Source organism: Chryseobacterium defluvii (assembly GCF_014204415.1).
GTDB classification, from domain to species: Bacteria; Bacteroidota; Bacteroidia; order Flavobacteriales; family Weeksellaceae; genus Chryseobacterium; species Chryseobacterium defluvii_A.
Map to the genome: position 1 here is coordinate 787,774 of NZ_JACHLE010000001.1, position 20,991 is coordinate 808,764.

Sequence of the window (20,991 nt, forward strand, 5' to 3'; positions counted from 1 at the left end):
TTTTATATAATCCACTATTAAGCTGGTAGTCTTCGAACTAAGTTCGCAAGTAAAATGAAGAGTTTAAATGCTGTGATTGAGATTCTTCCTTCGTCAGAATGACAAATATTTGTTGTAGACAAAAAAAGATCCGGAATTTCCGAATCTTTCAATCTTTTAATGCTTCAATTTTTCAATGAGCTTACTGATACCTCTTATGCTCTTTATTCCTGGAGAATCTTTGGGTGATCGGTTTGAATAATGCCTTATACTTTTCAGCATCAAACAGCTGCGAATCCGTAAGCGCCTTATAGGTCATCCATACTCCGAAAGGCAAAAGGATCAGGTTAGGAAGCCATGCCGCAAGATAAGGATTCATTTTTCCGCTCCATGCAATATTCTCTATTCCCAGATTCATGACATAGAAAATAATGAAGATAACAATGGCAATAATAACGGGAACTCCCATACCTCCTTTCCTGATAATGGATCCCAGGCTGGCCCCGATGAGGAAGAAAATAATACAGGTAACAGAATAGGAAATGATCCTTTGCTGGTAAATGATCACCTTGCTGAAATATTTCACATTCGGCCTGATGTCGTTGCTTTTCCCTTCCAGTGTCGACTTCAGGTTATCCAGCCGGCTATAGGCACTATAAAGGACCTCCAGCTTCTTATCCGTTTTTAAAGTATCCAGTTTGATCTGGGATTTTACGGGGGCCTTGGCTTTATTTTTATCCATGTAAGCTACCACCGTATTGGTCTGGCTGATCACATCATTATTGAGGGTAGTAAAAAACTTATCATTTTCTTTCTTGGCCTTCTGAATGGTTTCATCAAGCTGCCCATAGGTCTGGAAACGGTAATCATCGGTGATCTGTTCCTTTTCGATGGCTTTATTAATGATCTGGCTTATATCAAAGTGGGAGACAAGGGTATCGAATTTGATAGCCTGATCCGGCTGTTTCATCCTTACATTGTCTGATTTCCCGGCAAAATTATCTTCAAATACATATCCGTTGTACAGCACCAGCTTAAGATAATTGCTATTGGCAGCAGGGACAAACTTTCCTTTTTGGGCAACAATGGTCTGCTGATTTTCAAACGTGCTTGCTTTTCTATGAACAAAAACGCCTTCAATATCATCACCGGTATCGTTCATTATATCAAACTTTACCATATATCCCGGGATCTGATCGATAAACTGTCCCGGAGTAAAATTAAGAGCCGGTTTTGTCTGTGCTATATTAAAAAGCATGTTCTTTGCCTTCCTCTGAAAATCGGGAATGATATTATTGGAAAATAAGAACAGTAAAACGGCAAGGCCTACCGACACCCCCAAAAGCGGCATCATTACCCTAGTCAAGGAAATTCCGGCAGCCTTCATGGCAGCAAGCTCATACCTTTCCCCAAACTCCCCGAATGACATGATGCTTGCCAAAAGGATCGTAAGCGGCATTACCATACTGATAACACTTACCCCGAGGTAAAAAAGAAGTTTAAGGATCTGCCAGTAGCTTAATCCTTTCCCCATAAACTGACCCAACTGAACCCAGATAATGTTTACAATAAAGATGAAAAACAATACACTGAATATAAAGAAAAAAGGCCCGAAGAAGGTTTTTATGATATATCGGTCTAGTATTTTAAACATTCGCCAAAATTAATCAAAAAGCCACAAACTTTACTTGTGGCTTTTTATATTTTATGATTTTTTATAATTAAGTAAAAAGGCAGAAGGGTAAAACTGCTTATTTGCCTTTTTGCGGTTTTACAATTCCGTTATGATGTAATTTTTAAATTTATTCTTATCAAAAACAAACATATTCGGATTCAGCTCCTGATTTTCCTTGTATTCTTTAATGGCAATTACGGCAACATCCTTATTGGTTCCGTGCTGCTCCAGTTTTACCATCTGTTTTTTTGCTGAATCTACAAACAGATAAACGTATTTCAATCCGTTGGATTTTACAGGAGTAAGTTTAATAAAATCCGTATTCACACCGTTCACCTTTTTTTTACCACCATAGGTTACATTATATTCGTTCCTGTACGTTGTAAGGTAATTGATAGGGGAGAACATGATGCTGCTTCCGTTAGGTTTTGCAATCGTTACTTCCATATCTTCGGTATTGATATTGTAGATCTTGTTGCCATCAAAGATCTGCTCCGTCTCCATGATTTTCAGTTTATACTTATCTCCTGCAGAATAATAGATTCCGGGTTCTGTTTTAGTTACCTGCCCGTTAATACCACTTCCGAAAGAGAACTTAAAATAGGAATTCTTTTTAGAATTGTAGTTCGATGTGATATCGTCTAATATTTTCTTAGCTTTTGCATCAATCTTCTGTGCATTGGCCAATCCGACTGCTCCTACAACAAAACTCCCCAATATGATCTTTGATATTATATTTTTCATTTTTTTTACTAATTAAATAATCTTTTAAGCTTTAGACATTTTCTGATCTCAAAAGTTAAATACAATAATGTTTTTCCTTTTAATTACGCAGATCTTCCAAAAACTGTTCCAAAGAATGAAGGTCACTGATCAAAACCTCTCTTGCTTTAGCTCCGTTAAATCCTCCTACAATACCGCTTGCTTCCAGCTGATCCATAATTCTGCCTGCTCTGTTGTACCCCAGTTTTAACTGTCTCTGAAGCATAGAAGTAGAACCTTGCTGGGTAGAAACGATAATTCTTGCTGCTTCTTCAAATAAAGCATCCTTCTCGTTTGGATCAAATGCGCCTACAGTACTTGAAGAGTCTTCGGAAACATATTCAGGAAGCATAAATGCAGAAGCATATCCTTTTTGCTCTCCAATGTATTCCGCAATTCTTTCCACTTCCGGAGTATCAACAAAAGCACACTGAAGCCTTAGGATCTCGTTTCCGTTAAAATAAAGCATGTCTCCCTTACCAATCAACTGATCTGCTCCCGGCGAATCAAGGATCGTTCTTGAATCTACACTGGATATTACCCTGAAAGCAGCTCTTGCAGGGAAGTTAGCTTTGATCATCCCCGTAATTACGTTTACGGAAGGCCTTTGGGTAGCAACAATCAGGTGAATACCTACAGCTCTTGCCAGCTGAGCCAGTCTTGCAATAGGCAATTCAACTTCTTTTCCGGCAGTCATAATTAAATCTGCAAATTCATCAACTACCAGAACTATATAAGGTAAATAACGGTGTCCGTTCTCAGGATTCAATTTTCTCTCGCTGAATTTTTTATTGTATTCCTTTAAATTCTTACAGAAAGCATTCTTAAGAAGATCATATCGGGTATCCATCTCAATACATAGAGAATTCAGTGTATTGATCACTTTATTGGTATCTGTAATAATGGCTTCATCCGTATCTGGGAGTTTGGCAAGATAATGTCTTTCAATTTTTGAATATAAAGAAAGTTCCACCTTTTTAGGGTCTACCATCACGAACTTCAACTCACTCGGATGTTTTTTATAGAGTAGGGAAGTAAGGATAGCATTGATCCCAACCGATTTACCCTGACCAGTTGCCCCCGCCATCAGTAAGTGAGGCATTTTAGACAGGTCTGCCATGAAAATTTCATTGGAGATCGTCTTCCCGAATACTACAGGCAGATCCATATCCGTATTTTGGAATTTCTGTGAGGCAATCACAGAACGCATGGAAACCATAGTAGGATTTTTTCTCGGAACCTCGATCCCAATCGTTCCTTTTCCGGGCATTGGTGCAATAATCCTGATCCCTAATGCAGAAAGATTCAAGGCGATATCATCCTGCAGTTTTTTAATCGCTGCCACTCTGATCCCTGCTTCCGGCACGATCTCATATAAGGTAACAGTAGGCCCGATCGTGGCTTTAATTTCAGCAATTCCTACATTAAAGTTCTTTAAAAGGCCTACGATCTTATTCTTATTTTCTTCTAATTCTTCTTTATTAATGGAAATTTCTTCACTTCCGTAATCCTTCAGTAGATCTACCGAAGGCATGTGGAAATTAGCCAGATCCAGCTTCTGGTCATACAAACCGTGCTTTTCAACAAGTTCCTGGGATTTCCTTTCTGAATCATCCAAAATATCCACTACAGGAGCTACTTCAACATTAAACTTAATGTCTTCTTTTTGTGCCGTTGAAGTTTTAGCCTCAAAAGCCTGCTCCGGAGTGGAAATAGGTGCTGTAGGTTTTGTATTAAGGTTCAGGTTGACAGATTGTGAAAAATCTTTTTGATCTTCTTCCTCGAAAGAAGTCTGGTTAGGAGTTACTATCGGTTCAAAATTAGTTGAAACCGGTACTTCCGGAAAACCTTTCGGAACACTTACAGGTTCCTGTACCTTACTGTTATCTGTAGTATCCGTTACTGAAACATTCAATGGTGCATCCTTCATCTCTTCTTCAAGCTCGTTGTCCGCTTCGAAGTTCTCATCAGAATTCGGCATCATGGATTTTACCCTTCCTATCGTATTCTCATTAATTTCTTCTAACCTGGCTTTAATAGAGCCTGGACGAAGATTGAACTCCAGAATGAAGTACAAAATGATACTTGCTGCCAATACCAGCCAAAGCCCCACAGTTCCTATAATAGCCTTAAGGGAATCCATAACCTGGTAACCGTATACTCCGCCTAAAACGCCCTGCCCTTTGGTAACAGCTCCCATAAAGATGGGAAGCCAGCAGATAAAAAACAAAGAATGCCCAACCGTTTTCCAAGGTTTGAAAATCTTCTTTTTCAGGATCAGCGTTCCAAAAACAAAAAATAAAAATGCAATGATAAAAGAGGCAACCCCAATACTTTCGAATATAAAGATATTTCCCAGCCAGTCACCCACCTTTCCGAAAATATTCGAAGATTGTATACTTTTATCCAGCATGGTCCCCGCCTGGCTCTGATCCGCCTTCCAGTTCATCAGATAAGAAATGAACGAAAAGGTAAGCACCACAGAAAAAAGTATAAAGGTAAGCCCGAAAAATATCCGTGGCTTAGATAAAATTCTGCCTTTTTCAGGCGATTCCGCTTGTTTGTTTTGTGTCTTTCTATCCATAATATCAATGTGGGCAAATTTAATGTTTTTTCGAGATTAAAAGAATCTTTTTTCCCTGAAAAATATATTCGGCTGAAAAGCAGAATTTCCTGATATTCTGCTTAAAAACCAACCTTATTAAGAATGAATCAAAATAAGGATCAACAGGCTTTAAAATGACAAATAACAGTTTTTTTTATCGACCTTTTAATTAATCATCCTTATTTTTGCATGTCAAGTAAAAAAATCATGAAGAAGCTCCAGGATATTCTTATTTCAACCAGAACAATGGCTGTGTTATTGCTGGTTTATGCATTTGCGATGGCTTATGCTACATTCTTAGAAAATGACTACGGAACCCCAACTGCAAAAGCATTAATTTATGAAGCCAAATGGTTTGAACTGATCATGTTCCTGCTTATTTTGAATTTCATCGGAAATATCGGAAGATACAGGCTCTGGAGGAGAGAAAAATGGCCTGTTCTGGTATTTCACCTTGCCTTCGTGCTTATTTTTATTGGCGGAGCTATTACAAGATACATCAGTTTTGAAGGAACCATGCACATCAGGGAAGGAGAAACCTCCAATGAGATTGTGACCGACAGAAATTTCTTTAAAATCCAGATCGAAGAAAAAGGCGATGTTCTCAACTATCAGGATATTCCTTATTTAATGTCTCCTTTACATAAGGATTTTAAAGCAACTTATGATTTCCACGGAAAAAAGGTCAAGATTTTTGCCAAAGACTATGTCCAGAGAAAAAAAGACAGCCTGATCGCAGACCCTAATGGTGCCGAATACCTTCATTTAGTATCTACAGGACAGACCGGAAGACAGAATATCTATATTAAACAGGGAGAAACCAAGTCGATCAACGGGACATTGGTAACGTTCAACAGAGCTATTGAAGGCGCAGTTGAATTTAAAAATGAGGGCGGAAAATTATTTATTAAAACCCCTGTGGATGCAACCTATATGACGATGGCAACCCAGGCTACGGGAAATACCAGAAAAAATGAATTCCAGCCTTTGGCACTGAGAAGCTTGTATAGCATTAATGAACTGAAGCTGGTAGTGCCTGAGGGCCTTAGAAAAGGAAAACTATTAGCTTTTGAAGGCGACAGGAAGAAAGACGTGAATGTTCCGGATATGCTTACCGTAGAAATCCAGGGCCCTAAGACCAAGCAATTGGTTGACCTTTCAGTTGAAAAAGGAAACCCGAATGCTTATAAGCAGGTGACTATGGACGGATTTAACATTATGGTCGGATTTGGCCCTAAGGTTTACAATACACCTTTTGCCCTGAAACTGGATGATTTCGTGATGGAGACTTATCCGGGAAGCTCATCGCCGAGTGCTTATGAAAGCCATGTTAAAATTATTGACCAAGGGAAACAGATCCCTTATAAAATTTATATGAATCACGTCTTAAATCATGGCGGATACCGTTTCTTCCAGGCCAGTTTTGATCCTGACAGGATGGGAACCGTACTATCCGTAAACCATGATTACTGGGGGACTCTGATCTCTTATATCGGATATACATTTTTATTTTTAGGAATGTTCCTGATTTTTTTCTGGAAAGGATCTCATTTCTGGAAACTTAATAAAATGTTGACAGATGTGAACAAGAAAAGAGCAGTAACTATAGTTTTACTATTATTAAGCTTAGGTTTAAATGCTCAGAAAATTGAAACCCACGGAACAACCGATGGAAGCAGGGAACATATCCACGTAGAAGGAGACGGGCATAATCACACACCTGCTCCATCTGCACAACCGCTTGATGGTGCTGTCCCAAAGCAGAACTCTCTGGCAACACCAATGAGCAAAATGAGAATGATCTCTCCTGATGAGATCATCGGCAGAAATAAGATCAGTCAAGAGCATGCTGATAAATTCGGGTATCTTCTGGTGCAGAATTTTGAAGGAAGAATTGTTCCGATCAATACAGAAGCTTTGGATATTTTAAGAAAGCTGTATAAAAAGGATGAGTTTAAAGGAACAGACGGAAAATCCCTTACTGCCAATCAATGGTTCTTATCCATCAATACCGACACTCCAAGCTGGACTATGGTTCCTATTATTAAAATCGGGACAAAAGGAGGGGATGAGCTGAAAAAGAAGACAAAAGCCAATGATGATGGATATACTTCCTTAATGAACCTTTTCCCGGCGGATGCTAACGGAAATCTTACATATATTCTTGAACATGATTATAATGCAGCATTCCGTAAAAAGCCTGCTGAACAAACCAATTATGACAAAGAGGTTATTTCGGTTAATGAAAGGGTACAGATCTTTAATGAATTTTTCAGCGGACAGTTCATGAGAATTGTTCCCGTAAAAAATGACCCAAACCACACATGGCATTCATGGCTGGACCAGAAATTCGAACCGGATATGGAGTCACAGCAGGTGATGGGGCCATACTTTGCGGAAGTGCTTGCAGCACAGCAGTCCGGAAACTGGAGCAAGGCAGATACGGAGCTGGCAAAGCTTTCAGAATATCAGCAGAAATGGGGCAAAAGTGTTGTTCCTGCGAAATCCAAAGTTGACCTGGAAGTTTTCATGAATAAAGTGAATATCAACTTCAAATTATTGATTTTCTATACTTTAATTGGTGGATTGCTTTTGATCTTAGGATTTATTGAATTGTTCAAACCGAATAGAATTTTAAACAGGATTATTAAAGGTATTATCGCCCTTGGTTTACTAGGCTATCTTTTGCATTTCTTAGGATTGGTGGCAAGATGGTATATTTCAGGACACGCACCGTGGAGTAATGGGTATGAAGCCATTATCTTCATTTCCTGGGTAGGGATTTCGGCGGGATTGCTGCTTTACAGAAACTCAAATGCCCTGATCCCGGCAGCAGGATTTATGGTGGCCGTTATTATGATGGGATTTGCGCATGGAGGTTCTGCACTTGATCCACAGATCACTCCGCTTGTTCCTGTATTGAAATCTTACTGGCTCATCGTTCACGTAGCCATTATCACATCAAGTTACGGTTTCTTTGCCCTTTCAATGATCATAGCTGTGATCTGTCTGGTATTTTACATTATTTCAGGCAGAAATACGCACCAGATCCATCATGATACTACCTTAAAGGAATTGACTATTGTTTCTGAAATGTCATTGACCATCGGATTATTTGCTTTAACGGTAGGAAACTTTTTAGGAGGGATCTGGGCTAATGAATCCTGGGGAAGATACTGGAGCTGGGACCCGAAGGAAACCTGGGCCTTCATTTCCATCATGGTGTATGCTTTTGTACTGCATATGAGACTTGTTCCGGGATTGAGAAGCAGATGGGCATTCCATGTAGCAGCCATGTTTGCTTTTTGTTCAATGGTTATGACGTATTTCGGAGTCAATTATTATTTGAGCGGATTGCATTCCTACGCAGCAGGAGATCCGGTTCCGGTTCCGGCATGGGTTTATATTGGAATTTCCACTATGATTGCCCTGTCAGCTATATCTTATTTTAAGTTTAAAGCGTTGACAAAAACTTTGAAAAAATAATTCAAAATTTAAATACGATAGAATCCCGGAATTTTTTTCGGGATTTTTTTATCCAAAAAAATAAGTGTTAAAAAATTAAGCAGATGCTTCGACTCCGCTCAGCATGACATGGTAACAAATTCACCTTAAAAACTTGTTAGTATTATGAAGTCATACCGAGCCGAGTTGAAGCATCTGGAATATTAAAACAGAAAAAACTTAAAATTCATAACTCATAATTCAAAACTTATATATATCTTTATGATATCAAAATAATATCAATTTTTTAAAATTACAATCATGGAAAAAATTCTAAAACCTATGTCCGGTTACTTAACATTGGTGATCTGTTTAGTATTATTTGCCGCCTCCATCTATTTATTCATAATGGGAGTAGAACAGAATATCACTTTTGTCATTTTATCCATCGTCTGCTTTCTGCTTTCCTGCTTCTTCCTGAAAGGCTTAATGATCATTCAGCCCAATCATTCAAGAGTATTGAACTTCTTCGGAAAATATGTGGGAACGGCAAAAGATAACGGGTTATTTTTTATCAATCCTTTGTATTCATCACAAAAGATCAGTCTCCGTTCCGAGAATTTACAGGGACAGACCCTGAAAGTAAATGATAAAATGGGTAACCCTATTGAGATCGCAGCCGTAATTGTTTGGAAAGTAGGAGATACCTACAAAGCAGCTTATGAAGTGGAAAGATATACGGATTATGTGAAAATGCAGAGTGAGGCGGCGGTAAGACATTTGGCCGTAAGTTTTCCATATGATAACCTCGAAGATGAACATGCAGCACTTACCCTCCGAGATGGAGGAGACCAGGTAAATAAAATTCTTGAGCAGGAATTATTAGAAAGGCTGTCGCCTGCAGGCATTGTTATCCAGGAGGCGAGAATTACCCATTTGGCCTATGCATCGGAAATAGCAGGAGCCATGCTTCAGAGACAGCAGGCTACGGCAATCGTAGCTGCCAGAACCAAAATTGTGGAAGGAGCCGTGGGTATGGTGGATTTAGCTTTAAAAAAGCTGTCTGCTGAAAATATCGTAGAACTTGATGATGAAAGAAAAGCAGCAATGGTAAGCAATTTAATGGTTGTTCTTTGCGGAGAAAAAGCAGCAACACCTATCCTGAATGCAGGAACTCTGTATAATTAATAATGAAAAGCCAATAATTAATCCGTATTAAAAACTTAACGCTCTGTGCGTTTAAAAATTTTAAATCAATGAAACCCGAAAAAGCTCAAAACTCTTCCGAAAATACACAGAAAGGTAAAAAATCTTTCGTGATCAGGATAGATGAGTCCACCTACAAACTTCTGGAGAAATGGGCCAATGATGAATTCAGGAGCGTGAACGGACAGATTGAGTATTTGCTTCATCAGAGCCTGGTGAATGCCGGAAGAAAGAAAAAAGAATAGTTACCTAAGGCTAAAAAAGGCAGAACAGATTAAACAATTCATTAACCTTAAAATGAAGCATAATCTTTGTCATTCTGTAAGAATCTAAAGTATCCTGTGAATAGAGATTCCTCATTACACTGCGTTTCATTCAGAATGACAGATATTGGAAGGAAAGGATGACAATTTAATTAACCTTAACCAATGAAAAAGCAGAGAAAATTTCTCTGCTTTTGTTTATTTTATACAGCTCTGAAGCGTATCTGCGCCGAAGTAGAATATGACCAGCCAGACCAAGCCTTTAATGGTGAAAAAAGCAAGCCCCGCCCAACCGACACGCTTGAACCATTTTTTGAACTTTGAATTATTTTCCTGAGGATTTTCCATTACTGAAATTAAAAATTATGGGGCAAAGATACGATATTTAGAATGAGTCCAAATAAGAAACCTGTTAAAAAAATTAAATTTTGGGATTCGTATATTATTTTTATCTTTATAGGAAACGAAAAGTAACATTTTATGTCTAAAAAAGTCAAAGATTTCGGAATCGAAAAAACACTCAAAAATCTAGGTATTAAAGAAGAAAATAAGGGAACATCAGTAGGCGGAAAATATTTTGCAGCAGGAAAAACAATAGAAAGTTTTTCACCCGTTGATGGTAAATTGATCGCAAAGGTAAAGACTTCCGGAGAAAGTGATTATGATAAAGTAATTGAATCCGCTCAAAAAGCATTTCAGGAATTCAGATTGATTCCGGCTCCTAAAAGAGGAGAAATTGTAAGACAACTAGGACAAAAACTAAGAACATATAAAGATGACCTTGGAAAGCTTGTTTCTTATGAAATGGGTAAATCTTTGCAGGAAGGGCTGGGAGAAGTGCAGGAAATGATCGACATCTGTGATTTCGCAGTTGGGGTTTCACGGCAGCTTCACGGGTACACGATGCATTCAGAAAGGCCGGGGCACAGAATGTATGAACAGTATCATCCTTTGGGAATTATAGGAATTATTACAGCCTTTAATTTCCCGGTTGCCGTTTGGGCATGGAATACTGCTTTAGCATGGATCTGCGGAAATGTCACCATCTGGAAGCCTTCTGAAAAAACCCCGCTGTGTGCCATTGCATGCCAGAATATCATGGCTGAAGTTTTGAAAGAAAATAAGCTTTCGGAAGGAATTTCAAGCGTATTGGTAGCTGATCATGAGATCGGTCAGAAATTGGTGGATGACAAACGTGTTGCCCTTATTTCTTTCACAGGTTCTACAAGAGTGGGAAGAATGGTTTCTTCAAGAGTAGCCGAAAGATTCGGAAAATCTATCCTTGAATTAGGAGGAAACAATGCCATCATCATTTCTAAAGATGCTGACCTGGATATGTCTATCATTGGAGCGGTTTTCGGAGCGGTAGGAACAGCAGGACAAAGATGTACAACCACCAGAAGGCTGATCATTCACGAAAGTGTTTATGACGAGGTAAAGAAAAGACTGGTAAAAGCTTATGGGCAGTTAAAAATAGGAAATCCTCTGGATGAAAACAACCACGTAGGCCCATTGATCGACATTGATGCAGCCAACCAGTATGAGGAATCCATTAAAAAATGTAAAAAAGAAGGCGGCAAATTCATTGTTGAAGGAGAAGTTCTGAAAGGAAAAGGATATGAATCCGGATGTTACGTAAAGCCGTGCATCGCCGAAGTAAAGAACTCGTACGAGATCGTTCAGCATGAAACATTTGCCCCTATTCTGTATTTGATAAAATATAAGACATTGGATGAAGCCATCGCGATTCAGAATGATGTTCCACAGGGATTGTCATCAGCCATTATGACCCAAAACCTCAGAGAAGCGGAATTATTCCTTTCCCATGCCGGATCAGACTGCGGAATTGCCAATGTAAACATCGGAACTTCCGGAGCTGAGATTGGTGGAGCCTTCGGAGGTGAAAAAGAAACAGGAGGCGGAAGAGAGTCCGGCTCAGACGTTTGGAAATACTATATGAGAAGACAAACCAATACAATAAATTATACAGCACAGCTTCCTTTAGCACAGGGAATTAAATTTGACTTATAAATAAATTAAAAAATTGAGAGATGTAGAGATCCGGAAATTATTTATCATGTATTTTTTCCGAATTCCTTAATCATTAAATTTTAAATTATATGGAACATACAATTGAAATAAAAGCAAATAAAGTAAAAGAAACAGTAGGTAAACACGTTTTGGCAGACGGTTTTGATTTTGTAATGGATATCGAAAGATCCCACGGATCATGGCTGTATGATAAACTTACCGATAAAGAATATCTGGATATGTTCTCCATGTTCGCTTCAGCATCCATCGGGTATAACCACCCTTATCTTCTTGAAAGATCAGAATGGCTGGGGAAAATGGCAATCAATAAGCCTACTTTGGCAGACGTATATTCAGAAGAATATGCCCACTTTTTAGAGGTTTTTGAAAGAGTGGTGCTGCCGGAAGAACTACAGTATGCTTTTTTCATCGAAGGCGGAACTTTAGGCGTGGAAAATGCGATGAAAGCCTGCTTCGACTGGAAAACCCGTAAGAATTTCGAAAAAGGGCTTCAGACAGAAGCCGGGATCTGTATTCATTTCAGGCAGGCTTTCCACGGAAGAAGCGGATATACTTTAAGCTTAACCAATACCTCAGACCCGAGAAAGCACCAATATTTCCCTAAATTCGACTGGCCAAGGATCCTGAATCCAAAACTGACTTTCCCGATTACTGAGGAAAATTTAGAAGAAACCATTAAAAATGAAAGACTGGCATTGCTTCATATCGAAGAAGCCATACTTTCCAATCCGGATAAAGTAGCTTGCGTTATCATCGAGCCTATTCAGGCAGAAGGCGGGGATAATCATTTCAGAGACGAATTCTTCGTTGAATTAAGAAAACTTTGTGATGATAATGAAGTTCTGCTGATATTCGATGAAGTACAGACCGGGATCGGGATCACAGGGAAAATGTGGGCATTCCAGCATTTCAGTGCAAAGCCGGATATCATCTCTTTCGGTAAAAAAGCCCAGGTTTGCGGAGTTTTGGCCAATAAAGAAAAATTTGACGAGATCCCTGATAATGTGTTCAGAGAAAGTTCAAGAATCAATTCTACCTTCGGAGGAAACTTTATCGATATGCTTCGTTTCCAGTTGGTAATGGAAGTGATTGAAAAAGAAAACCTGGTTGAGAACGCAAGAGTTGTAGGGGATTACTTACTAGAAGGCTTGAAAAACTTAGCCAATAAATATCCGGATAAAATTTCCAATGCAAGAGGAAGAGGATTAATGTGTGCTATTGACCTGCCAACCCAGGAGCAAAGAGATCTTTTAAGAAACGAACTTTTCAAAGATGGTTTATTTATTCTTGCCTGTGGTGACCAGTCACTTCGTTTCCGTCCGCATTTGAATGTTACCCAGGAAGAAATTCAGATTGCCCTGGATAAAATTGAAAATAATATTAACAAAATTTAAAGCTAAACATTTGTAATTTAGGAAAAAACATTGTACTTTTAAATACTGAAAAAGGGGAGAATATGGAAAGAAATACGAGAGTATCAGTTTTTGAGAGTGACAATCCTTCAGAAATACAATTGATCAGATCAAAACTGGAAGAAGCCAGAATTACCAATGCAGTGGAGAACAATTACCTTACTTTTACAACAACGCCCACAGCGACTTCATTAAAGGTTATGGTAGATCTGGAAAACGAGAAGAAAGCATTTGAAATTATAGATGCCTATCTTCAACAAAGTGAAAATCAATAAAAACAATTTCATAATTTTAAATTTTACTACTTCGAACCGAAAATTAATCTGATTAGTTTTCGGTTTTTTAATTCAAAAATTTAATAAAACCGGGAGTAAGCAATTTATCAATAGAGACAGGTTTTAATCCGTAATCGAACCGGCTTTACCCAAATCTTAAAATATAAATATACATTATGAGTTCAGCAGAAATTATCCTGAGAAAAGCCAATCCTGAAGACGTGAATATCATTTGGGGAATCTTGCTGCAGGCTATCGAAAGAAGAAGAAAAGACGGAAGTGCCCAATGGCAGAACGGATATCCTAACCTTGGAACTGTTGAAAATGATATTACAAAAGGAGTAGGGTATGTTCTTATGGTAAATGGTGAAATTGCCGTTTACAGTGCTTTAATACTGAATGATGAACCGGCTTATGACACTATCGACGGGGCATGGTTAAGTACCGGGGATTTTGTAGTCGTGCACAGGGTAGCTGTTGATGAAAAGTTTGCAGGACAGGGATTGGCCAAAAAACTTTTTGACCATATAGAAGATTTTGCCAGATCCCAAAACATCTCTAGTATAAAAGTGGATACCAATTTTGATAATACGGCTATGCTGAAAATCCTTGAAAGCAAAGAATATTCCTACTGTGGTGAAGTATACTTAAGCGGAGGCATCAGGAAAGCCTTCGAAAAGATAGTGATGTAAAAAAAAAGAGAAAGGTTAAATCTACTTTCATTGAATTTTTAAAACAAGCTGTATTGAGAAACTCTATCAGCTTTGTTCGTTTAGTTCTGAACTAATTTATAATTTTGCTTCAAATTTTTATATTATGAATAGAAGTATAGAAATTGATGAAAAAATTTTCCAGGATGCTGTTAAATTCTACGGCACCATTTTCAATATCCCGCCTTTAGCTTCAAAGATCTATGCCTATCTTATTTTCGATTTTGAGAAAGCAGGCATACCATTCGATGAATTTGTGGAAGTATTTTCTGCAAGCAAAAGCTCCGTTTCTACAAGCATTTCATGGCTGCTTAATGCAGAGCTTATTACAGACCATAATAAGATGGATGAGAGAAAACGTTATTTTTTCATTAATGACGGATACAAGAAAATAAGATTCGAAAAAATAGTCCAGAAAATGAAGGACGAACTAAAATTAATAGATGATTTAAATAATTTCAGGAAAGTACACGATGAAGATGACAACGCGAAAATGGAAATTTATAAATCCCTTTTAAACAGAAACATCAAAAATATTCAGGAATCACTTAATAAGCTGTAAAATGACAAATAAATTCATAATACTCTCTGTGGCAGCATTTTCACTGGCTGCATGCAAAAAAGAAGCTCCAAAGCAGGATGGCCCGAAGCCTTATCCGGTGGTATCGGTGGAATCTAAAAATGTGGTAGGATATCAGACATTTCCGGCTACCATTCAGGGACGGGTAAATAATGATGTAAGGGCTAAGATCCAGGGATATATTACCCAGGTACTTGTAGATGAAGGACAGTATGTTACAAAAGGGCAGCCTTTATTCCGTTTGGAAACCAATATTTTAAATGAAAATGCCGCAGCAGCAAAAGCAGGGATAGGAGCAGCACAATCCAATATAGCTGCTGCACAAGCCGCAGTAAATGCTGCTCAGGTAGAAGTGAATAAACTGAAGCCCCTTGTTGCTAAAAATATCATCAGCAACGTACAGCTTCAGACCGCTCAGGCAGATCTCGCAAGAGCACAGGCACAGCTTCAACAGGCTGTTGCAGCAAAACAGCAGGCTTCTGCCAACTATAAAGGAGTAGAAGCCAATATTGAGTATTCTGTGATCAGAGCACCTATTTCAGGAGTTATAGGAAAGCTTCCTTTAAAAGTGGGCAGTTTGGTCGGGCCAACAGATCAGATCCCATTAACAACCATCTCGGATACCTCAGGGATCTATGCCTATTTTTCAATGAACGAAAAAGAATATTTTGATTTCCTTGAAAAATCGATAGGAGCTTCCGTGCCTGAAAAGATTAAAAATCTTCCGATGGTTGAGCTGCAATTGGCCAACGGAAGCCTTTACCCTGAAAAAGGAAGAATAGAAGCCATTACAGGGCAGATTGATCCTACAACCGGAACCATCCAGTTCAGAGTGGCATTCTCAAACGCTCAAAAATTGTTAAGTAACGGCAATAGCGGAACCATCAGGTTTCCTCAAAGATATGATAATGTATTGGTAATTCCGGAAAGTGCTACTTATGAACAGCAGGGCATTGTCTATGTATATAAAGTAGAAAAAGATACGGCCAAAAATGTAGTGGTAGATGTTATCGAAAGAATTGATAATATGGCTTTAATAAAATCAGGCGTCAACAAAGGAGAAACAGTCATTGCAGCAGGGATCGGAGGCCTAAAGCCGGGAACTGCAGTAAAACCGAAGCCTATAAAAATGGATAGCCTTGTTCAATCTATAAAACCGAAATTCTAATGATAAAGAACTTTATTAACAGGCCGGTTTTATCTACCGTAATATCAATTCTGATTGTTATCCTCGGTATTTTAGGGCTTATTTCCCTTCCGGTTACGCAGTATCCCGACATTGCCCCGCCCACAGTGAGTGTGACCACAAACTACACCGGAGCCAATGCGGAAACTGTGATGAAAAGTGTGGTAGTACCTTTGGAAGAACAGATCAACGGGGTGGAAGGAATGGATTACATTACTTCTTCTGCAGGAAATGACGGTTCTGCCAATATTCAGATCTTCTTCAAGCAGGGGATTAATCCGGACATTGCAGCGGTAAACGTTCAGAACCGTGTAGCCAGAGCAACTCCCTTGCTTCCGAGTGAAGTAACACGTTCCGGGGTAGTCACCCAGAAGCAGCAGACCAGCGCCCTGATGTATATGTCTTTCTATTCTGAAAATAAGGACTTGGATGATGTGTATCTTCAGAACTTCCTTAATATTAATATCATTCCCAATCTAAAAAGAATCAATGGGGTAGGTGATGCCAACGTTTTCGGGGGTAAAAACTATTCCATGAGGATCTGGCTGGATCCGGCAAAAATGGCTGCTTATGGAATTACCCCAACCGATGTTACCAATGCAATTAACGAGCAGAGCAGGGAAGCTGCTGCGGGTTCCATAGGTCAGAACAGCGGAAGTTCCTTTGAATATATCATCAAGTATGTAGGAAAATTCAACGATAAAGAGCAGTACGATAATATTATCATTAAATCCCTTGGAGACGGCCAGAACCTAATGCTGAAAGATGTAGCAAAAGTTGAACTGGCCGGCCAGTCTTATACCGGCGTGGGTGAAAATGGGAACTATCCATCCATCAGTATGGGGCTCTTTCAGACTCCGGGATCCAATGCCCAGGAGATCATTAAAAATATCAAGGAATATCTTAAATCAGCAGAAAATACATTTCCGGAGGGAATTAAATATACATATAACTTCGACACCAATGAGTTCCTGGATGCGTCCATTGAAAAGGTTGTCCATACCCTCATTGAAGCATTTATTCTCGTATTCATCGTAGTATATATTTTCCTTCAGGATTTCAGATCTACACTCATACCGGCTATTGCTGTTCCGGTATCCATTGTGGGAGCATTCTTCTTCCTCAATCTATTCGGATATTCATTAAACTTACTGACGCTATTCGCGTTGGTGCTTGCCATTGGTATTGTGGTTGATGATGCTATCGTCGTCGTCGAGGCAGTCCATGCCAAGATGGAGCATGGGATCTCTGATGCTAAAAAAGCAACGGTGGAAGCCATGGATGAGATCACGGGAGCTATTATCTCAATTACTTTGGTAATGGCATCCGTATTTATTCCGGTAACATTTATTACAGGGCCTACAGGGGTATTCTACCAACAGTTTGGGGTAACTCTGATCGTAGCGATCATTATCTCGGCAATTAATGCATTAACATTAAGCCCGGTATTATGCTCATTATTCCTGAAGCCCCATGCTGAGCATCATGAAAACTACAAGAACCTGAATTTTATACAGAAATTCTTCTATAAGTTCAATATTGCATTCAAAACTGCAACTGAACGGTACGGAAGAGGATTTGTATTCCTTTTAAAGCACAAATGGGTTACCCTGGTCATTTTTGCAGTCACAGGAGGTATCTTATACTGGACAAGTTCTACGATGAAAAAAGGTTTTGTGCCTACAGAAGACAGGGGAATTATCTTTACAGACGTACAGCTGCCTCCGGGAGCTTCTATGGAAAGAACCTATAATGTATTGAAAACATTACAGGCAAATGCTTTAAAAGTTCCGGGAGTACAAAACGTGACCATATCTACAGGAAGAGGCTTCTTATCAGGAAATGGGAGTAACAACGGTCTTGCTTTCGTTAAATTAAAACCTTTCGATGAAAGGAAAAAAGACGGCCAGACTTCCGAGGAAATTACCAAAAAACTATTCGGGATCGCAGGAAAAGTTCCCGATGCAAAAGTAGTGTTCTTCCAGCCTCCGAGTGTACCCGGTTTTGGTAACAGTGCCGGTTTTGAAATGGTTCTGCTGGATAAGGCTGGCGGAGATTATGCACAGTTGGACACTAAAACCAATGAACTCATAGGTAAATTAATGGAAAGGCCCGAAATTGATTTTGCTCAGACATCATTCAATACCAGATATCCGCAGTATCAGATGGAGATCAATGTTCCGTTGGCCAAGCAGCTCGGAGTTTCCGTAAATGATATTTTAAGTACGATGCAGGGCTATATCGGAGGAATTTATACCGCCGATTTTACCAAATACGGAAAACAGTTCAGGGTAATGGTTCAGGCTCTTCCTGATAACAGAAAAAGCATAGATAACCTTAATGAGCTTTATGTAAGAACAGGCTCCGGAGCCATGTCACCTATTTCCCAGTTTGTTACTCTTGAAAAAACATATGGCCCGCAATCAGTGAGCCGTTATAACCTGTTTACGTCTGTGAAGATCACAGGAGCCAATTCCCAGGGATTCAGTACAGGAGATGCCATTGGGGCCGTACAGCAGGTTGCCAAAGAAATCTTAGGGCCTAATTATGATGTTGAGTTCACAGGATTATCAAGAGAAGAATTAAATTCAGGATCCCAGACCCTATTGATCTTTGCATTGAGCCTTATTTTTGTATACTTCATCCTTTCGGCTCAATATGAAAGTTATATCCTTCCTCTGGTTGTTGTGATTTCACTTCCTTTAGGGGTAATGGGCGCCTATTTTGGGCAGAAGGTTATGGGACTGGAGAATAACATTTATTTCCAGATCGCTCTCATCATGCTGGTCGGTTTATTGGCAAAGAATGCCATCCTGATCGTGGAATTTGCGGTTCAGAGAAGATATCATGGGGAAACCATCATTATGTCTGCGATCAATGCGGCAAAAGCCAGACTAAGGCCGATCCTGATGACCTCATTTGCTTTCATCTTCGGATTATTACCATTGGTACTGGCAAGCGGGATCGGGGCTGTAGGAAACAGATCGATCGCTACGGGGGCAGCCATAGGATTATTGATAGGGACTATTTTAGGCCTTTTCGTAATACCGGTGCTGTATGTGGTTTTCCAAACCCTGCAGGAGAAAATAAAACCGATAAAAAGAGAAGACATCAAATTAGCAGAATAAAAATTAATTGGAGAAGTGAGATGCCGGACCTTAGAAATGAGTATAAAACCGGAATCTAGCTTCTAACCTCTAATTTCTAATTAAAAAAAATGAAGAGTTTGTTAAACATCATAAAAGGAATAACTTTTTCAGTGCTTGTTCTGGGTGCAGTTTCGTCCTGTACCATAAGAAAAGAATATGAAAGGCCGAACACCATAGCAGACGAAAAACTATTCCGTACAGATATGCTTCCGAAGGACAGCACAAATATTGCCAATGTATCCTGGAAAGAGATTTTCACGGATCCTATACTTCAGGGGTATATTTCCAAAGCTTTGGATAATAATTTAGACATAAGGATTGCCCTGCAGAGCATTACCTCTGCCGAAGCTTATCTGAAACAAAGCAAGGCAGCCTATCAGCCTACACTTTCCGTAGGTCCCAATTATACCTTTCAGACCCAGTCACTGAATACCCAGTTCGGGCAGATCATTGGAGAAAGACGTTATATCAATCAGTATGATATTACCGCCAGCTTAGGTTGGGAAGCCGATATCTGGGGTAAACTGAAAGCCCAGGAAAAAGCTCAGCTTGCCACGTATTTGGGAACCGTTGCAGCTCATAAAGCGGTAAAAAGTGACCTTGTGGCTTCCATTGCATCCGCTTATTATCAGCTGCTTACTTTTGATGCGCAGAAAAGAATTATCAGGGAAACCATTACTCTTCGTGAGAAGAATCTGGAAACCACGAAAGCTCTGAAAGAGGCAGGAACTCTTACGGAAGTAGCCGTTCAGCAAAGTGAGGCTCTGGTATATAATGCAAAATCCCTCTTGATTGATATCGATACTCAGATACAATTATTAGAGAACACTATGAGCCTGTTGATGGGCGAGCCGTCACATGCTATAGAAAGATCAGCATTGGAAAGCCAGAAGCTTCCGGCCTATATAGATCTCGGATATCCTGCCCAATTACTGGCCAACCGCCCGGATGTAATGAGAGCAGAATACAGCCTGATGAATGCTTTTGAATTGACCAATGCTGCGAAAGCTCAGTTTTATCCTACCTTAAGGATCACAGGAAGCGGGGGCGTGCAGTCGGTAGATATTGATCATTTATTCAGTGTGAATTCATTATTTGCAAATGTAGTCGCCGGATTGGCACAACCCATTCTGAACAGGAGACAGATCAAAACCAATTATGAGGTAAGCCTTGCCAATCAGGAATCCGCTTATTTGAACTTCAGGAAAACCGTACTCACTGCCGGGAAAGAGGTTTCAGATGCCATCAGGGTTTTCTCGGTACAGGATTCTTTCATTGAACTGAAAAGAAAAGAGCTTGAGGCTTATAAAAAATCTGTGAATTACTCCCAGGAGCTTGTCAATTACGGAATGGCCAATTATCTGGAAGTATTGAATGCCAGCGTAAATTCCCTGAATGCAGAGCTCAATATCGCCAACGCTGAATACAATAAAATGAAAGCTGCCGTAGAGCTGTATCAGGCTTTGGGCGGCGGATGGAAATAAATCTTGTTAAATATATATTAAAGGTGTGTATTCTATAATGCATGCCTTTTTATGTGATAAATTAAAGATCAATTAGTTATAAAATCTTTCCTGTTTAAAAATGATTTTATCTCTTGCTTAAAAAATGAACATTATATAATTAATTAACAGTCTTATTAAATAAAATTTAACAAAATGTTTGTATATCTGGTATAAATACTTACTTTTGT

15 protein-coding genes are annotated in these 20,991 nt (G+C 39.2%); 11 read left to right on the top strand and 4 right to left on the bottom strand.

Going from position 1 to position 20,991, the window contains the following annotated elements:
• Positions 1–181: 181 nt before the first annotated feature.
• The 3 genes from HNP38_RS03550 to HNP38_RS03560 form a co-directional block, all read right to left on the bottom strand.
• Positions 182–1,633, bottom strand: a complete 1,452-nt coding sequence (locus HNP38_RS03550; RefSeq protein ID WP_184184541.1) for an LptF/LptG family permease — start codon at positions 1,631–1,633, stop codon at positions 182–184.
• Between the two features lie 117 nt (positions 1,634–1,750).
• Positions 1,751–2,398, bottom strand: a complete 648-nt coding sequence (locus tag HNP38_RS03555; RefSeq protein ID WP_184184544.1) for a LolA family protein — start codon at positions 2,396–2,398, stop codon at positions 1,751–1,753.
• A gap of 79 nt (positions 2,399–2,477) precedes the next feature.
• On the bottom strand, positions 2,478–5,000 hold the full coding sequence (locus HNP38_RS03560; protein WP_184184547.1) for an FtsK/SpoIIIE family DNA translocase: 2,523 nt from the start codon (positions 4,998–5,000) through the stop codon (positions 2,478–2,480).
• A gap of 228 nt (positions 5,001–5,228) precedes the next feature.
• On the opposite strand from HNP38_RS03560, the gene ccsA reads away from it, so the two are divergent.
• The 3 genes from ccsA (at position 5,229) to HNP38_RS03575 (ending at position 9,916) form a co-directional block, all read left to right on the top strand.
• Positions 5,229–8,507, top strand: a complete 3,279-nt coding sequence (gene ccsA / locus HNP38_RS03565; protein ID WP_184184562.1) for a cytochrome c biogenesis protein CcsA — start codon at positions 5,229–5,231, stop codon at positions 8,505–8,507.
• A gap of 279 nt (positions 8,508–8,786) precedes the next feature.
• Complete coding sequence (locus HNP38_RS03570; RefSeq protein WP_184184565.1) at positions 8,787–9,653, top strand: SPFH domain-containing protein; 867 nt, start codon at positions 8,787–8,789, stop codon at positions 9,651–9,653.
• Positions 9,654–9,721: 68 nt separating this feature from the next.
• Complete coding sequence (locus HNP38_RS03575) at positions 9,722–9,916, top strand: Arc family DNA binding domain-containing protein (RefSeq protein ID WP_184184569.1); 195 nt, start codon at positions 9,722–9,724, stop codon at positions 9,914–9,916.
• Positions 9,917–10,132: 216 nt separating this feature from the next.
• Here HNP38_RS03575 and HNP38_RS03580 read toward each other — a convergent pair whose 3' ends face one another.
• Positions 10,133–10,282, bottom strand: a complete 150-nt coding sequence (locus HNP38_RS03580) for a hypothetical protein (protein ID WP_184184572.1) — start codon at positions 10,280–10,282, stop codon at positions 10,133–10,135.
• 132 nt (positions 10,283–10,414) lie between these two features.
• On the opposite strand from HNP38_RS03580, the gene HNP38_RS03585 reads away from it, so the two are divergent.
• The 8 genes from HNP38_RS03585 (at position 10,415) to HNP38_RS03620 (ending at position 20,782) form a co-directional block, all read left to right on the top strand.
• Positions 10,415–11,965 carry an aldehyde dehydrogenase family protein gene (locus HNP38_RS03585; protein WP_184184576.1) on the top strand — a complete coding sequence of 517 codons (1,551 nt, stop codon included), beginning with the start codon at positions 10,415–10,417 and terminating at the stop codon, positions 11,963–11,965.
• Between the two features lie 89 nt (positions 11,966–12,054).
• The gene (gene lat / locus HNP38_RS03590) at positions 12,055–13,380 is read left to right on the top strand and encodes an L-lysine 6-transaminase (protein ID WP_184184578.1); all 1,326 of its coding nucleotides are present in this window, start codon (positions 12,055–12,057) and stop codon (positions 13,378–13,380) included.
• 62 nt (positions 13,381–13,442) lie between these two features.
• A complete protein-coding gene (locus tag HNP38_RS03595) occupies positions 13,443–13,673 on the top strand; it encodes a DUF2007 domain-containing protein (RefSeq protein WP_184184581.1) in 231 nt (76 codons plus the stop codon).
• A gap of 176 nt (positions 13,674–13,849) precedes the next feature.
• Positions 13,850–14,365 carry a GNAT family N-acetyltransferase gene (locus tag HNP38_RS03600; protein WP_184184585.1) on the top strand — a complete coding sequence of 172 codons (516 nt, stop codon included), beginning with the start codon at positions 13,850–13,852 and terminating at the stop codon, positions 14,363–14,365.
• Positions 14,366–14,489: 124 nt separating this feature from the next.
• Entirely contained in the window at positions 14,490–14,945 is a 456-nt protein-coding gene (locus tag HNP38_RS03605; RefSeq protein WP_184184588.1) for a transcriptional regulator, read from the top strand.
• A gap of 1 nt (position 14,946) precedes the next feature.
• Positions 14,947–16,131 (top strand): efflux RND transporter periplasmic adaptor subunit, encoded by a 1,185-nt coding sequence (locus tag HNP38_RS03610; protein WP_184184591.1) that lies wholly within the window; start codon positions 14,947–14,949, stop codon positions 16,129–16,131.
• Positions 16,131–19,277, top strand: a complete 3,147-nt coding sequence (locus tag HNP38_RS03615; protein WP_184184594.1) for an efflux RND transporter permease subunit — start codon at positions 16,131–16,133, stop codon at positions 19,275–19,277. Before HNP38_RS03610 ends, HNP38_RS03615 begins: the two co-directional genes overlap by 1 nt.
• Positions 19,278–19,366: 89 nt before the next feature.
• On the top strand, positions 19,367–20,782 hold the full coding sequence (locus HNP38_RS03620; RefSeq protein WP_184184597.1) for a TolC family protein: 1,416 nt from the start codon (positions 19,367–19,369) through the stop codon (positions 20,780–20,782).
• Positions 20,783–20,991: the final 209 nt, after the last annotated feature.

Bases quoted from the DNA above. Each gene is read 5' to 3' on its own strand.
- HNP38_RS03550 (WP_184184541.1), bottom strand. From the start codon at position 1,633: ATGTTTAAAATACTAGACCGATATATCATAAAAACCTTCTTCGGGCCT.
- HNP38_RS03555 (WP_184184544.1), bottom strand. From the start codon at position 2,398: ATGAAAAATATAATATCAAAGATCATATTGGGGAGTTTTGTTGTAGGA.
- HNP38_RS03560 (WP_184184547.1), bottom strand. From the start codon at position 5,000: ATGGATAGAAAGACACAAAACAAACAAGCGGAATCGCCTGAAAAAGGC.
- ccsA (WP_184184562.1), top strand. From the start codon at position 5,229: ATGAAGAAGCTCCAGGATATTCTTATTTCAACCAGAACAATGGCTGTG.
- HNP38_RS03570 (WP_184184565.1), top strand. From the start codon at position 8,787: ATGGAAAAAATTCTAAAACCTATGTCCGGTTACTTAACATTGGTGATC.
- HNP38_RS03575 (WP_184184569.1), top strand. From the start codon at position 9,722: ATGAAACCCGAAAAAGCTCAAAACTCTTCCGAAAATACACAGAAAGGT.
- HNP38_RS03580 (WP_184184572.1), bottom strand. From the start codon at position 10,282: ATGGAAAATCCTCAGGAAAATAATTCAAAGTTCAAAAAATGGTTCAAG.
- HNP38_RS03585 (WP_184184576.1), top strand. From the start codon at position 10,415: ATGTCTAAAAAAGTCAAAGATTTCGGAATCGAAAAAACACTCAAAAAT.
- lat (WP_184184578.1), top strand. From the start codon at position 12,055: ATGGAACATACAATTGAAATAAAAGCAAATAAAGTAAAAGAAACAGTA.
- HNP38_RS03595 (WP_184184581.1), top strand. From the start codon at position 13,443: ATGGAAAGAAATACGAGAGTATCAGTTTTTGAGAGTGACAATCCTTCA.
- HNP38_RS03600 (WP_184184585.1), top strand. From the start codon at position 13,850: ATGAGTTCAGCAGAAATTATCCTGAGAAAAGCCAATCCTGAAGACGTG.
- HNP38_RS03605 (WP_184184588.1), top strand. From the start codon at position 14,490: ATGAATAGAAGTATAGAAATTGATGAAAAAATTTTCCAGGATGCTGTT.
- HNP38_RS03610 (WP_184184591.1), top strand. From the start codon at position 14,947: ATGACAAATAAATTCATAATACTCTCTGTGGCAGCATTTTCACTGGCT.
- HNP38_RS03615 (WP_184184594.1), top strand. From the start codon at position 16,131: ATGATAAAGAACTTTATTAACAGGCCGGTTTTATCTACCGTAATATCA.
- HNP38_RS03620 (WP_184184597.1), top strand. From the start codon at position 19,367: ATGAAGAGTTTGTTAAACATCATAAAAGGAATAACTTTTTCAGTGCTT.